The organism is Marinicella rhabdoformis (assembly GCF_009671245.1).
Lineage (GTDB): Bacteria > Pseudomonadota > Gammaproteobacteria > Xanthomonadales > Marinicellaceae > Marinicella > Marinicella rhabdoformis.
Map to the genome: position 1 here is coordinate 1,363,430 of NZ_VTFS01000001.1, position 13,699 is coordinate 1,377,128.

General features: G+C 40.8%; 15 protein-coding genes and 1 pseudogene. 11 read left to right on the forward strand and 5 right to left on the reverse strand.

Annotated elements, in window-relative coordinates:
* The first annotated feature begins 15 nt into the window (after nucleotides 1-15).
* The 9 genes and pseudogenes from FET73_RS06025 to FET73_RS06065 all read left to right on the forward strand — a co-directional run bounded on the left by FET73_RS06025 (nucleotide 16) and on the right by FET73_RS06065 (nucleotide 7,364).
* Nucleotides 16-330, forward strand: a complete 315-nt coding sequence (locus FET73_RS06025) for a hypothetical protein (RefSeq protein WP_154222994.1) — start codon at nucleotides 16-18, stop codon at nucleotides 328-330.
* 96 nt (nucleotides 331-426) lie between these two features.
* On the forward strand, nucleotides 427-1,752 hold the full coding sequence (locus FET73_RS06030) for an MATE family efflux transporter (protein ID WP_154222995.1): 1,326 nt from the start codon (nucleotides 427-429) through the stop codon (nucleotides 1,750-1,752).
* A gap of 11 nt (nucleotides 1,753-1,763) precedes the next feature.
* On the forward strand, nucleotides 1,764-2,336 hold the full coding sequence (locus tag FET73_RS06035) for a DNA-3-methyladenine glycosylase I (RefSeq protein WP_154222996.1): 573 nt from the start codon (nucleotides 1,764-1,766) through the stop codon (nucleotides 2,334-2,336).
* Between the two features lies 1 nt (nucleotide 2,337).
* Nucleotides 2,338-2,865: a hypothetical protein gene (locus FET73_RS06040; protein WP_154222997.1), complete on the forward strand. Its 528-nt coding sequence runs from the start codon at nucleotides 2,338-2,340 to the stop codon at nucleotides 2,863-2,865.
* Nucleotides 2,862-3,374, forward strand: a complete 513-nt coding sequence (locus tag FET73_RS06045; RefSeq protein ID WP_154222998.1) for a GNAT family N-acetyltransferase — start codon at nucleotides 2,862-2,864, stop codon at nucleotides 3,372-3,374. The genes FET73_RS06040 and FET73_RS06045 overlap by 4 nt, the downstream gene beginning before the upstream one ends.
* Before the next feature lie 44 nt (nucleotides 3,375-3,418).
* Nucleotides 3,419-6,355 carry an FG-GAP repeat domain-containing protein gene (locus FET73_RS06050; RefSeq protein WP_154222999.1) on the forward strand — a complete coding sequence of 979 codons (2,937 nt, stop codon included), beginning with the start codon at nucleotides 3,419-3,421 and terminating at the stop codon, nucleotides 6,353-6,355.
* Between the two features lie 13 nt (nucleotides 6,356-6,368).
* A pseudogene (locus FET73_RS15615) lies at nucleotides 6,369-6,668 on the forward strand (GFA family protein).
* A complete protein-coding gene (locus FET73_RS06060) occupies nucleotides 6,661-6,831 on the forward strand; it encodes a hypothetical protein (RefSeq protein WP_484502565.1) in 171 nt (56 codons plus the stop codon). The pseudogene FET73_RS15615 and the gene FET73_RS06060 overlap by 8 nt, the downstream one beginning before the upstream one ends.
* Entirely contained in the window at nucleotides 6,828-7,364 is a 537-nt protein-coding gene (locus FET73_RS06065) for a demethoxyubiquinone hydroxylase family protein (RefSeq protein WP_154223002.1), read from the forward strand. Before FET73_RS06060 ends, FET73_RS06065 begins: the two co-directional genes overlap by 4 nt.
* A gap of 193 nt (nucleotides 7,365-7,557) precedes the next feature.
* Here the strand turns inward: FET73_RS06065 and FET73_RS06070 are convergent, their stop codons facing one another.
* The 3 genes from FET73_RS06070 to hemE are packed head-to-tail and all read right to left on the reverse strand — an operon-like array spanning nucleotide 7,558 to nucleotide 9,330.
* Nucleotides 7,558-7,935 (reverse strand): GtrA family protein, encoded by a 378-nt coding sequence (locus FET73_RS06070; protein ID WP_179952122.1) that lies wholly within the window; start codon nucleotides 7,933-7,935, stop codon nucleotides 7,558-7,560.
* 13 nt (nucleotides 7,936-7,948) lie between these two features.
* Nucleotides 7,949-8,284 (reverse strand): Rieske (2Fe-2S) protein, encoded by a 336-nt coding sequence (locus tag FET73_RS06075; protein ID WP_154223004.1) that lies wholly within the window; start codon nucleotides 8,282-8,284, stop codon nucleotides 7,949-7,951.
* Nucleotides 8,284-9,330, reverse strand: a complete 1,047-nt coding sequence (gene hemE / locus FET73_RS06080) for a uroporphyrinogen decarboxylase (protein ID WP_154223005.1) — start codon at nucleotides 9,328-9,330, stop codon at nucleotides 8,284-8,286. Before hemE ends, FET73_RS06075 begins: the two co-directional genes overlap by 1 nt.
* A 146-nt stretch (nucleotides 9,331-9,476) precedes the next feature.
* On the opposite strand from hemE, the gene FET73_RS06085 reads away from it, so the two are divergent.
* On the forward strand, nucleotides 9,477-10,865 hold the full coding sequence (locus FET73_RS06085) for a hypothetical protein (protein ID WP_154223006.1): 1,389 nt from the start codon (nucleotides 9,477-9,479) through the stop codon (nucleotides 10,863-10,865).
* Nucleotides 10,866-10,934: 69 nt separating this feature from the next.
* On the opposite strand, the gene FET73_RS06090 is transcribed toward FET73_RS06085, so the two are convergent.
* Both FET73_RS06090 and FET73_RS06095 read right to left on the reverse strand, forming a co-directional pair.
* On the reverse strand, nucleotides 10,935-12,746 hold the full coding sequence (locus FET73_RS06090; protein ID WP_154223007.1) for a DUF885 domain-containing protein: 1,812 nt from the start codon (nucleotides 12,744-12,746) through the stop codon (nucleotides 10,935-10,937).
* A 34-nt stretch (nucleotides 12,747-12,780) separates the two neighbouring features.
* Nucleotides 12,781-13,167, reverse strand: coding sequence for a VOC family protein (locus FET73_RS06095; RefSeq protein ID WP_154223008.1), 387 nt, complete (start codon nucleotides 13,165-13,167; stop codon nucleotides 12,781-12,783).
* Nucleotides 13,168-13,265: 98 nt separating this feature from the next.
* On the opposite strand from FET73_RS06095, the gene FET73_RS06100 reads away from it, so the two are divergent.
* On the forward strand, nucleotides 13,266-13,691 hold the full coding sequence (locus tag FET73_RS06100) for a RidA family protein (RefSeq protein WP_154223009.1): 426 nt from the start codon (nucleotides 13,266-13,268) through the stop codon (nucleotides 13,689-13,691).
* Nucleotides 13,692-13,699 lie beyond the last annotated feature (8 nt).

Here is a 13,699-nt window from a genome sequence, read left to right on the forward strand (position 1 = left end):
CCCCCAGGGTGATTTATGAAAAAAATGATGATATTGATGATGTTAGCGATGAGTTTTTCTGTGATGGCAGGACCAGGACACAAAGGTCATGATGATTACAATTTGACCGATGAGCAGAAAACGGCTTGGAAAGCATTGAAAGAAGAAAAGCATGAACAAATGTCAGCAGCAAAGAAAGACATTTATGCAGATTATGAAGACCGTTTGTCAGCGATATTAGATGATGAACAAATGGCCAAATACAAAGAAATGAAAGCCCATAAAAAAGAGCACATGGCAATGAAAAAACACAAAAAAATGAAACATAAAAAACGCAACAATGAACGTTAATATCTCTATGAACTCGAGAAAACCACCCGCAACAGGGTGGTTTTTTTTGCTTAAATTTTACAAGCCAAAGTACGAAAAATAGAATACCATAGACCAATGCTTGATAAAAAACGAACCAAGGCATTGTTAGCCATATCTTTACCCATCATTGGTGGCATGATGTCTCAAAACATCTTGAATTTGGTTGATTCAGCAATGGTTGGACAGTTGGGGTCAACGGCTTTGGCTGCTGTGGGTCTTGGCGGGTTCATTAATTACATGTGTGTGGCTTTTTTCCTTGGCTTTGGAGCTGGTGTTCAAGCGATGGTTTCCAGGCGCATGGGAGAAAAAAAGTCAAACGAAGCGGCAAACCCCTTGCATGCAGCTTTGATTATCATTGCTTTGACGGCCATTCCAATCACTTTTTTACTCTACTGGTTGTCACCGACTTTATTTCAAATCACCAACTCAGATCCTGAAGTGATGCAACAAGGCGTACCCTATTTGCAAATGCGCTTTCTTGGTGTGATGTTTTTGGGACTGCATTTCAGTTTTCGTGGCTACTGGAGTGGCATCAACATGACCGGCGTGTACCTGAAAGCCTTGTTGTTGGCGCACAGTTGCAATATCGTCATTTCATATGTGCTGATTTTTGGAAAATTTGGTTTGCCAGAAATGGGAACAGCCGGTGCAGGATTAGGCACCAGTATCTCTATGGCCATAAGTACTTGTTATTACTTTTATGTTGCCATCAGTCGCACCAAAGATTTTGGCTTCATGCAAACTTGGCCAAAAAAAGAAACCGTCAAACAAGTCGTAAAAACATCTATCCCCTCTTCTTTCCAACAGTTTTTTTTCGCTGCGGGGTTCACTGTGTTGTTTTGGATTGTCGGTCAAGTGGGCACCCAAGAGTTGGCTGGCGCCAATGTGATCATTAATTTGATGTTGGTGGGTATATTGCCAGCACTGGGTATTGGCATCGGCGGTGCCACACTGGTTGGTCAAGCGATGGGTCAAAACAACATTGATCAAGCCCACCAGTGGGGCTGGGATGCGGCCAAGTTGGCAGGTGTTTTGGTGGTGGTTTTGATGTTGCCTGTGATGCTGTTTCCTGACCCAATCATGGCGGTGTTTTTATCAGAACCACCGGTTCGTGAATTAACACGCCTGCCATTACAATTGGCAGCTTTGTCTTTGGCTATAGAGAGTATTGGTATTGTTTTTTTCAACACCATCAATGGAGCGGGTGATACATCAAGAACCATGATGGTTTCGTTTGTTTTACAGTGGCTGATGTTTTTACCAGCAGCTTGGTTTGTGGGGCCTTATTTAGGTATGGGCTTGACAGCTATTTGGATTGGCCACATCATTTACCGCATGGTGTTAACCGTAGCAATGGTAATCATGTGGCAAGGCAGAAAGTGGTCTGCGGTTGAAGTGTGATGCAAAATAACATGAAAAAGCGTTGTGGATGGGCAGAAAATCAGGATGAAAATTACCAAGCCTATCACGATGAAGAATGGGGTGTTCCTGTAAAAGATGATCGCGTTTGGTTTGAATTTTTGACATTAGAAGGTGCGCAAGCCGGCTTAAGTTGGGCGACCATTTTGAACAAGCGCAAAGGGTACAGAAAAGCGTTTGTTGACTTTGATTATAAAAAAGTGGCAGAATTTTCTGAAGAAAAAATTCAAGCTTTGCGTGAAGATGCCAGTATTGTCAGAAACCAATTAAAAATCAGGTCAACGGTGGGTAATGCCAAAGCGTTAATTACTGTACAAAAGGAGTTCGGTAGTTTCAATGACTACATCTGGCAGTTTGTTGGCGGAAAACCCATAGTAAACCAATGGAAAGACATGTCAGAAGTGCCTGTCAGTACGGTTGAATCTGATGCCATGAGTAAAGACCTCAAAAAACGTGGGTTCAAGTTTGTTGGAACTACCATTTGTTATGCCTTGATGCAGGCTACCGGCATGGTTAATGACCACACCACAGATTGTTTTTGTTATCCAAACCTAAGAGAGAAATAAAATGAAAAAAACAGGGTTAATAATTTTGGTGGCTTTCTTGTCAGCATGTCAACACAAACCAGTGAACACCAAAGCTACTTTTTTTGAAAACTTATCAAGTTTGTGCGGGCAAGTATTCACTGGCTACAGTACTTTTCCTGACGATCCAAAACATGATTTTGCCGGCAAATTATTGGTGGCCAATTTCAGCGAATGTTCTGCTGAAGAAATTCGTGTGAAGTTTGTTGTCGGTGAGAACCACTCAAGAACTTGGGTGATTACCCAAAGTGATAAAGGTTTGTTACTCAAACATGATCACCGCCATGAAGATGGCACACTAGATGAAATAACCAACTACGGTGGTTGGGCCAATGAGAATGGCACAACATGGCAACAGCACTTTCAAGCCGACCAAGAAACAGCCGACTTGATACCAGCGGCTGCTACCAATGTCTGGATGTTGGCGTTTGACCCGCAGTCTAAGGTGTTAACTTATGATTTGAAACGCCATGACTTACCTCGCTATCAAGCCAAGCTTAAACCAAAATGATGTCCCCTATTCTGACCACTGAACGACTGGTTTTAAGTCACATCAGCACATCGGATATACAATTGATTTTTGATATATTCACAGACCCTGTCTGTATTCGCTTTATCGGTGACCGAGGCATTCGCAGTTTGGATGATGCCAAGTCATATATAGCAGAACGTTTTGTTGGTCATTATGAAAAGCATGGCTTTGGGATGTATAAAGTATCGTTTAATAATAAAGGGATTGGTATTTGTGGTTTGATACAAAGGGATGAAGCAGGCCCTCCTGATATTGGCTTTGCATTTTTAACTGACTACCGAGGCGGTGGTTTTTGCACGGAAGCGGCCCAAGCGGTGTTGGATTATGAAAATCAACGCCATGAACTGCCTGAAATCTTGGCCTATACAGACCCAGAAAACACTGCCTCTCAAAAAGTATTAGAAAAACTGGGCATGAAAAGAAAAGAAGTCACGCAGCTGAAAGGGCAAGATGTTGATAGTTTGGTGTTTGTACTGAAAAATACTTAATTATTCATTTATAATAGCAAGTTGTACTTACACACAACAACAAGATGAATAAACAATTACCTTTACTTGCCTTATTAAGCAGCACCTTTGTCTTTGCCCAAGAAGACACCTTAAAAGCCAATGCCAAATACACACAATACAGTCGTGCCACATCAGTCAAATCAGCTGATATGAATGGTGATGAATTAAATGACATTGTTATTGCATCTGACCACTTTACCGGCGTTTCAATATACTTAAACCAGGGCGGAATGAAGTTTATTCTGGATACTAAGTTTAACCAACAACAATTTGCAGGTGGATTTAGTATAAAAGATTTTGACAATGATGGTGATTTCGATATTTGGGTAACAGAAAGTTTTGGTGAAAATGACTCGGCACAAAACACCATTTATTTGAATGATGGTACAGGAGGTTTTGATAAAACATTAATTTCTGTGAAAGAAAATTACTCTCAAAGAAATGCACAGGTTCATTCAGGGGATTTTGATGGGAATGGTACTGAAGATGTTTTGGTGGTATATGACCAGTATTTAGGAAGTGCAGACCTATTTATTAACAGAGGTTCAGGACAGTTTTCGCAGAAAGAAACAGGGTTTTCTGATGTATTTGAAGATGCTTTGAATGTTGATCTGGGAGACTTTGATGGTGATGGCGACATTGATATTTGGTCAGCAAATGATTGGGTAACCGTCTATTTAAATAATGGAACAGCAGGGTTTGATGTTGAAAACCCAGTAACAGGCTTGGCGTCTACTCCTTATCATGGTCGCTTTATTTTAAAGGATATTAATAATGATGGTTTGATTGACTTTCAAACCTTTTCTACTCAGTACATGTTACCTCGATACATCAATAAAGGAAATGGTGTGTTTGAATCAGGGTCTGTTGCTGGATATTTCGGATATCCTGGGATTCAAAATGGCGTGTTTTTGGATGTAGATTCTGATGGTGATTTAGATTTGTGGTACACACATGAGTTAGATTTAAGGTCAAGAGTCATAAAAACATCAGCATCAGGTGCAGTGGATTACTCTTTAGATGAAATTTATTTTGATGACAGTCAGGTCTTTCACTCGGTAGCCAGTGACTTCGATGGTGACGGTGATGAAGATGTTATTTCTGTTGGCTATCATGGTTTGAGTGTGTGGAAGCAAGTGGCTCCTGAACAGTTTGAAAAAATGAGTCAAGCTGACATAAATGGAAAATGGGGTGTGTTCAGGAATACAGCTTTGCTTGATATGAATAATGACGGAAACAAAGATTTGATCTTAGTGGGTGACAGTGGTATCAAGGTGGCTGAAGGGCGTGGTAGAACAGGTTTTGGCCCACTTCAGTCCTGGACTGAGCATGTTGTTTCTGCATTTCATGCAACAGATATAAATAAAGATGGTTGGGGTGATTTAGTCGTAATTGATAAAAGTAAGGGAGCCTATCTATTAATAAATGATAAAAACAACAGTTTTGAACAGTTTGAACTTAGTTTACCTGGTCAGTTGGATTGGTCGGACCCATTTTCTAATAATATGATTCCAGCAGACCCATTTAAAGTTAAGGCATTTGATTTAAATAAAGATGGTATTGAGGAAATTGTCATTCAGGAGTTTTATGGACGCATTTTTGTGTTGTCAAAATCTGATTCTGATAACACCTACAGTGTGGCACAATCAATACAAGGTGAGTTTAGGGCTTTTGGATTGGGTGATTTAAGTGGTGATGGAGAGGTTGAATTAGTTACAAATTCACCATTAGGCTTTGATGATGAGTTTAAAGGTGTTTCAGTTTATTCATACCAAAGCAGTTTTACAAAAACCGCTGACTATCAAGGCAGTTTTTATCTCCCTAATATATTGATTGGTGACCTGAATAACGATCAAAGCAATGACGTGTTATTATCAAACACAGGCTCTGTTTATAAGTATTTAAATTTTGACGGTCAGTCTTTAGTCCAATACGAAATGCCTGCACCCACACCTGGTTACCCTCAATATGCTTTTGACTTTAACATGGACCAAAAAGTTGATTTTATTACTGAAAAAGGACAAGTTTTAATCAGTGATGGATCTAATTATGTTGAACAAGGTGCAGCGGAAAATCAAAGCGTAAATACATCGATGGAAACATTTGTTTCTGATTTAGAGGGTGATGGCGATTTAGATTTGGTATTGTTTGAACAAGTGGCTGGAATCACTACTTTTGTAAACACCACTATTGACCAAGATTTCAGTGGTTTGTGGTTTAACCCACTTCAAAATGGTCATGGGCTTCAGGTTGAAGAAGTGATCTCAAATGGTGTGCCGCAAGTTAATTTGGCTTGGTATGTATACGACCAGGGTGAACCGATGTGGGTAACTGGTGTCGGCCCAGTTGTGGGTAATTCTGCCACAATTCCACTGGCTATTACCACAGGTGCCAGTTTTGGTGCGGCATTCAACAGCAGTGATGTTGAATTAGAAGCATGGGGTAATATGACCTTAACCTTCACAGATAAACACAAACTGAATATGGCCTGGGATGGATCAACCTATGGGTTTTCTCAAGGTGAAATGGCACTTGAAAGGTTATCTGTGCTCAGTGGTAATGTAAAAAACCAAACAGGTATCAAAACCTGTCACACAGGCTCTTGGTATAACCCTTCTGAAAACGGTCATGGGTTCTTAGTACAAGTCATAGCAAGTGAAGTTGATCGCATGATATTGACCTGGTTTACCTACCATAACGGTGAACAATACTGGATGATTGCAGATGGTAACATAGAAGGTGATACGGCGGTTTTGAATGCCTATTCAGCTTCAGGGCCAAACTTTCCACCCGACTATATTACCCAAGATTATAACCCTAAATTATGGGGTCAAATCACTTTCAAAATACAAGATGACGAAACAGCTCATGTTTCCTGGCAGCCAGAATTAGGTGGCTTTGAAGCCGGCTCATTATCAGTTAATAAGCTGACTTATATTGACCGATATCGTTGTCATTAAGAGAGAAATACATATGAAAAAAGGTGGTTGTTTGTGTGGCGAGGTTCGTTATGAGTTTACTGGCGAGCCCTTGGTGACACATGCCTGTCATTGTGTTGAGTGCTAAAAAATATCGTCCAGTGCTTATGGTGTGAACCTGTGGATTGAGGCCAAAGACTTGGTGTTTACACATGGAAAGCCATCAAAGTTTTCCACAACTGGTGGCAGCGGTAAGCCACATGATAATTATTTTTGTAAAAAGTGTGGCAGTGCGATTTATAGCGTCTATCATGCTGCACCGCCTCAGTTTTGTTTCATCAGGATCATTGGATGAAGCATCTTGGATTAAACCTGATGTACACATTTTTCTTAAAGACAGCCAAAAAGGCTTGATGATTGAAGACACCATTCCGCAATATCAAGCCTATTATAATTTCAAAGACGTTTGGACTGAAGCCAGTCAAAAGCGTTTTAAAAAAATCTTATCAAAGGCGTGATTTACAAAGACAGTAACAACCACATTCCGACAGCGACTAAAATTTTGAAAGTCAATCATGCGGGTGAGTTTGGTGCTGTTTGTATTTACCGCGCTCAAATTTGGGTTTGTACTATCTTTAACCGCAAAATGTTACCCGTGCTGAATGATTTTATTGTGGATGAACGTCGGCATTTACAGGTGTTTGATGAAGAAATCAGTCGCAGGAATGGCGTTCGATGTAAAAGCTATTATTTTTGTGGTTTAGGTGGTTATTTTCTGGGGTTCGTTTCATCCCTGTTGGGTACTCAGGGAATAAAATCTTGCACATTTGCTGTCGAGCATACGGTGGTGTCACATTTAAAAGAGCAGCTAAAGTACTTAAAACAGGTTGATGATGTACATGCCTTTGAAGCTGTATCTTCTATTTTAGCTGATGAAGAAAGCCACAGAGATTATGGGTCAGAAGGGCTTGAGAGCACTCGATTGGTCAAATTCTTAAGTTATGTTGTCAAAGGCGTTACTACTGGAGTCATTAAGTTTGGAATGAGATGAATATAGCTGTTTTGGCATCAAGTTGACATAAATTTGCCAGATTTGGTGATTAAACTGGTGTTTTTATTTCTTGAGAATTACACCATGAAAGTTTTTTATTTTTTTGATGAAGATGAATTTGATAACTTGCCGACAGACTTTCAGTTGCTGCCTTTAGATGCTAGTTATTTGGATGCCATCTGTAACGATAATATTATTCCGGTTTCTGAGGTGCAAAAACCCAAAACTTGGCCATCACAAAAGTCACCACAGGAACCGAAACCATCAGAACCGGGCCAGCCAATGTTTTGTAATCCCAACCCCATTGATGAACAAAAAGGTAAACACCTCCCTGATGTAAAAACAGTGCGGTTAAAGAGCTGACGACAAATTTTGGAAACCGTTTCTGGTGTGCTTGATCGTCTTTGAATGTGAAATAATAGTGCCCCGCATAGGCCGTGAGTAAGCCACCAACAAACCCCGTTGCATGTGCCCAAAAGGCCAACCACCCCAGTTTTTCATGCAAAAGCAGTCCGGTACCAAAGTGCGCTATGGTTGCCGCCACACCGACCAGACCATATCGGATTAGCATGTGAAAAGTTTGCTTACCTAAACCAAACATAGACGTCCTTGTTGTCTATTTCTACAGTTAATTTTTTCAATGATTGCCCAACACAAGGGCCAGTTTTACATTCGCCATCGACAATTTCAAATGTGGCACCGTGTGCCGGGCAAACCAAATAATGCTCAGGTGTTTCCAAAAAAGCATTTTCAGCATAGTCCATGCGCCTTCCTTGGTGCGGGCACTCATTGACAAAAGCGGTCCACTCTGTAGCTAACCTTTTAATCATCACTGACACAAATCCATTGTTGGTTTGAATGCTGTGTTCGCTCCAGCCATTCAAAGGAATATCAATTAATTTTGCCAGTTTATATTTCATCAGCGGGTTGAATATTTCCTGACCGCATCTACCAATACAGCGACCTTCTCAGGCTCCATATCGGGTTGCATCCCATGACCCATATTAAAAATATGTCCGGGCTGATCACCATAACAATCTATCACTCGTTTGACTGATTGATCAATAAACTCATCAGAAGCATACAAGGTGGCAGGATCTAAGTTACCTTGTAAAGCCACCCTGCCCTCAGTCAACTGTAAAGCTTCATCAATGTTGATGGTCCAGTCGACACCCAAGCCATGGCAACCGGTATTGGCCAAGGCATTTAAACTCCGATTAGCGCCTTTGCTGAACAAAATTACAGGTGTTTCGCCATAGCCAGCTTGTTTTAAACCATCGACAATTTGTTGCATGTATTTCAATGAAAACTGCTGGAAATCAGCGGGGCTCAATACCCCACCCCAGCTGTCAAAAATTTGTACAGCTGATGCGCCGCTTTCTATTTGACCTATTAAATATTTCACAATGGAACGTGCCAATTTATCTAATAATTGGTGTGCCAACTCTGGTGTTTTATACAGCAAGGCTTTTGATTTGGCATACGCTTTACTTCCACCATTTTCCAACATGTATGTCAACAATGTCCAAGGACTGCCAGAAAACCCAATCAAAGGAACGCGGCCATCCAATGTTTTGGTGGTTAAAGAAATCGCATCCATAACGTACTGCAAATCTTCAGCGTCAGGAACTGGTAATTTTTCAATGTCGGCAGCACAGGTGATTGGGTTTTTGAATTTTGGCCCTTCTCCTTGAACAAAATACAAATCCAAGCCCATGGCATCAGGTATGGTTAGGATGTCTGAAAATATAATGGCCGCATCCAAAGGAAATCGTTCCAAAGGCTGGATGGTGACTTCACAAGCCATTTCAGGCGTGCTGGCCAAGGTCATAAAGTCTCCTGCTTCTGCACGGACTTTACGGTATTCTGGTAAGTAACGACCAGCTTGTCGCATCAACCAAACGGGTGTTCTCTCGGTTTTTTCACGGCGCAAGGCACGTAAAAATAAATCATTTTTTAAGGTCATGAATGCTTAGAAAGGCTTAAAAGCGCTTATTTTATCAGCATTCTGGGGAGATTGAAGCTTTGCATCTGTTAAAATGCCCTGATTTTTTGAACCTCAGGCTGTTTTTGTTTGTCTGAGCTTGCAGTTATTAACCCTTAGGACAATATATGAAAACAATAGTTATGACCTTGTTGTTGCTTTTCTCTTTCAGTGTGCACGCCCAAGTATCTGACGAAGCATTTGAGACTGAAATAAACAAGACGAATGTCATTCATCAACTTGAACAAGTGGCGGCTGGAACATTTAAAAAACAACAGTTTGAACGGTTTAACTTGGTGATGAATCGCTTGGTTGAATTAAGACCTCAAAACACTCGATATTTGTTTTCATTAGCCAAATCTTATGCTTTGTTAGACAAAAAAACAGAAGCTTACAATGCTTTGGTTAAGCTTCAAAATGCTGGATTCAGCTACCCAATTGCAGAAAATACTGACTTTAATAAAGTGGCAGGGACGAAAGTTTATGACTATATTGAAGATGGAATGATTGCAAATGGAAAACCTTATGGAACAGGTCAGTCTGTGGCAAAAGTTTCAGAGCAATATGGTGGCATGTTGTTTGAAAATATAGCTTTTGATAAAAATAGATCAAGGTTTTTGTTGGGCAGCATCCGTTCCGGTGAGGTGTACTTCATCACAGAATCTGGGGTTTTTAAACCATTTATCAAACCACAGACAGGAGAAAATGAAACCTACGGTGTTGTTGACTTGGTGACAGATCCGAAACGAGATTTTTTGTGGTTGGCCACGGCCAGTATGCCTCAATACAATGGTACAACGCAGGCGAACTTTGGAATGGCAACCATATCAAAATTTAGACTGAGTACTGGTGAATGGTTGGAAAATATAGACACATCATCTTTATCCAAGCCGCTGTTGTTTAATGCTTTACATGTGACTGATAATGGTGATTTGTATTTTATCAACCCATTCACCAGAGAAGTAATGACTGTCAATGAAGGTGAAAGTCAAATTAAACCATTTTTAAATGTGGCCCAGTTGTCATCTGTAAAAGCCATTACCAGCAATAATGACGCTTCAATTTTGTATGTTTCAGATTACGACAAAGGATTGTTTTTAATCAATAGGGATACAAAAGCATATAAAATGCTAAATGATCCTAAACAGACTTTTTTAAGTGGTATTGATGATTTGTTTTATTCTGATGGTGATTTGATTGCTATACAAAATCAAACATCACCAAACAGAATTTTGAGAGTACTGTTGAAGGAAGACCTGTTCTTTCAAGGTGCTGTTCCAGTAGAAAGTAACAACGAGTTGGCTTCGGCAATGACCAAAGGTTTTGTTGATGGTGGTGATGTGTATTACATTGCTAATTCTCAATGGGGGAAAATGGATATGGGGGGCAATTTGCAAGAAGGGAAAAGTTGGGACCCTGTTCATATCATTAAAGCCGAAAATAATTATAAGATACAAGAATTCATAGAAAGTCAGCAAAGAATTGCTGATATTAAAAAGAAAAGAGGCATCAAATAAGTCAGCTTATTTATATCCAAAAAAAGCCCCAAACTGGGGCTTTTTTTTGAGCTTGTAGATGTAATCACATCAAGATTTCTCTTTGATGTATTGGTCAACCAACTGTTCCAAGATATTTAACGGCACTGAGCCATTGGTTAATACCACACGGTGGAAGTCACGCACATCGTATTGGTCTCCCAAAGCTTGTTGTGCCTTGTCACGTAGTTCAAGAATTTTGGTCATTCCGACTTTGTAAGCTGTGGCCTGACCTGGCATAACGAAATAACGCTCTATTTCAGCAACCACATCAGATTCCGCCATGCCTGTGTTTTTTAACATGTAATCGATGGCAGCTTCTCGGCTCCAACGTTTTTTATGAATACCCGTATCGACCACCAAACGAACAGCGCGGAACAATTCAGCTTGCAATCGACCGATGTTGTCATAAGGATCTGGTAACATGCCCATCTCAAATGCCACACGTTCAGCATACAAGGCCCAGCCTTCAGAATAAGCTGTAAAAGGCACCATTTTACGGAAAAACGGCATGTCTTCTAATTCCTGCTGGATAGCCAGTTGAAAGTGGTGGCCTGGAATGCCTTCATGGTAAGCCAGTGTTTTCATGCCATATTTGGGTGTGGCTTTGATGTCATGCAAGTTGGCATAAAATACACCAGGTCTTGAGCCATCCATCGCGGGTCTTTGGTAATAGGCGCCAGGTGATGTTTTTTCTTTGAACAAAGGAATTCGCTGCACATCGTATTTGGCTTTTGGGATGTCATAAAAGTGCGAATCTAATTGCTTTTCGATGTCGACCAACATGGTTTTGTAGTCATCTAAGATTTGTTCACGGCCTTCATCTGAGTCAGAATAGTAGAACTTCTCGTTGATGGCCATGTTGGCAATGCTGCTTTCGAATCCTGCTGACACATCCCAGCCCTCACCTGCTAAAATCTCTAAGATTTCTGCTTGTATGCGGTCAACTTCTTCCAAGCCAAAATTGTGTATGTATTCAGGTGTATAGTCAGTTGTGGTGAATAAATTCAAAGCCGTGACATAAAAAGCATCACCGTCAGGTAAGTTCCAAACACCGTAGTTATTCTCAACTTTGTTATCTAGTACCACAAAATAATCAATTAACTTTTGATAAGCAGGATAGACAGTTTTTTCGATTTCTGCTTTGGCCTGTTTGGCTATCGCTTGTTGGTCAGACAGCTCTAATTTGGCTTTTTCCATCTTTTCGCCCAAAGCCATATACAGAATATTGTCCTCAGCTGGGGTGTTAACAAAGCCGCGCATTTCGTCTAATACCTTGGTTACGACGAATTGGGGTGGCAATATACCTAAATTTTCACGGTGCTTTAAGCCTTCCAACACTTGGTCAAATTTAATCCCTATTAATGATAAGCGGCTGATATAGTCTTCGGCATCATCTACATTATGGACCTGGTGTGTGCTTTCCATAAATGAAGGGAAGCCATTTTGAACGCCAAACAGTTGATTGACTGGGTAGTTATGGTAACGAAAGCGTTGGTTTTCTACTACCAAATCCAATAAGGACAGCATCACATCTTTGGACATTTTGTCTGCAGCATTGAGGTCTTCGTCAGCATACGATTTCAATGTTTTGTGTGCTTCGGTGATCATTTGAAACATCTCATCACCTGAAGCCATACTGGCATCATCTAATTTGGCATTGTGACCTGTGATGCCCATGCCTTCTAAAACACGAACTGAGCTCAGTGTTTCAGGGCTGTCTAGGGCAAACTTTAATGCCGTACGGCCAAAGAATAAGTTGATGTCATAGGGCTTGAAATACCAAACATGGGTAAAGAAAGCACCCGCTAAAATCAAAACAACCAACAAGAGTCGGCCGATCCATTTAAACAATTTTTTCATTTTGTTTCTCTGAGTGGGTAATGGGTTGGGGCTGTTATTCACCAGCCATGTAATAAGCGTTTAATTTGTTACCGTCTAAATCTCTAAAATAAGCACCATAAAAGCCGTTGCCGCGGTCACCTGGTTTGCCTTCGCAAGTGCCACCTAATCTGATGGCGGTGTTGTAAATGGCATCGACCTTTTCAATTGAGCCAGCACTCAAGGCGGTCATGTTGCCGTTTCCTGCAGTGGCGGCTTTACCGTTGTGTGGTTTGCAAACAGCAAATCCAGTCGAATCCATATCTGACGCCCAAACTATGAAACCTTGGGCCTCTAATTCTTCCATGATGCGCTTGCCGTTGATTTCTTCGAACAGCTTGTCGTAAAATTTAGATGCAGCATCCAAGTCATTGGTGCCGAGGGTGATGTAACCTATTAGCATGATGATTTCCTCCTTCAAAGGTTAATAGAACTTTTGGCAATTATTTTGAGTGTCACAAAGCCAGAAGTCCAGAACAAACAAAGAGAGCGCAATAAAATATGAATAAAGTCATGGCTGACCAAGCCCCAGAACCCGTAGGTTTGTACCCACATGCACGACAAGTGGGCCATTTGTTGTTTTTATCCGGAGTGGGCCCTAGAAGTAAAGGCACGAAAGAGATTCCGGGTGTGACATTAGATTCGGATGGAAACATCACTGACTATTGTATAGAAACCCAGTGTCACAGTGTGTTTAAAAATGTGAAGTTGGTGTTAGAGGCATCGGGTGCCGACTGGTCAGACTTGGTCGATGTGACGGTGTTTTTAACTAACATGAAGGATGACTTCAAAACCTACAATAAGGTGTACGCGGAATATTTTGCTGAAAACCAGCCGTGTAGAACGACGGTCGAAATCAACGCATTACCCACACCGATTGCGATAGAATTGAAATGCATAGCCACCATCAACGCAAACAATGAATAGGAGTCACC

Coding starts and splice junctions, on each gene's coding strand:
- FET73_RS06025 (WP_154222994.1), top strand. CDS start 16: ATGAAAAAAATGATGATATTGATGATGTTAGCGATGAGTTTTTCTGTG.
- FET73_RS06030 (WP_154222995.1), top strand. CDS start 427: ATGCTTGATAAAAAACGAACCAAGGCATTGTTAGCCATATCTTTACCC.
- FET73_RS06035 (WP_154222996.1), top strand. CDS start 1,764: ATGAAAAAGCGTTGTGGATGGGCAGAAAATCAGGATGAAAATTACCAA.
- FET73_RS06040 (WP_154222997.1), top strand. CDS start 2,338: ATGAAAAAAACAGGGTTAATAATTTTGGTGGCTTTCTTGTCAGCATGT.
- FET73_RS06045 (WP_154222998.1), top strand. CDS start 2,862: ATGATGTCCCCTATTCTGACCACTGAACGACTGGTTTTAAGTCACATC.
- FET73_RS06050 (WP_154222999.1), top strand. CDS start 3,419: ATGAATAAACAATTACCTTTACTTGCCTTATTAAGCAGCACCTTTGTC.
- FET73_RS06070 (WP_179952122.1), bottom strand. CDS start 7,935: ATGCTAATCCGATATGGTCTGGTCGGTGTGGCGGCAACCATAGCGCAC.
- FET73_RS06075 (WP_154223004.1), bottom strand. CDS start 8,284: ATGAAATATAAACTGGCAAAATTAATTGATATTCCTTTGAATGGCTGG.
- hemE (WP_154223005.1), bottom strand. CDS start 9,330: ATGACCTTAAAAAATGATTTATTTTTACGTGCCTTGCGCCGTGAAAAA.
- FET73_RS06085 (WP_154223006.1), top strand. CDS start 9,477: ATGAAAACAATAGTTATGACCTTGTTGTTGCTTTTCTCTTTCAGTGTG.
- FET73_RS06090 (WP_154223007.1), bottom strand. CDS start 12,746: ATGAAAAAATTGTTTAAATGGATCGGCCGACTCTTGTTGGTTGTTTTG.
- FET73_RS06095 (WP_154223008.1), bottom strand. CDS start 13,167: ATGCTAATAGGTTACATCACCCTCGGCACCAATGACTTGGATGCTGCA.
- FET73_RS06100 (WP_154223009.1), top strand. CDS start 13,266: ATGAATAAAGTCATGGCTGACCAAGCCCCAGAACCCGTAGGTTTGTAC.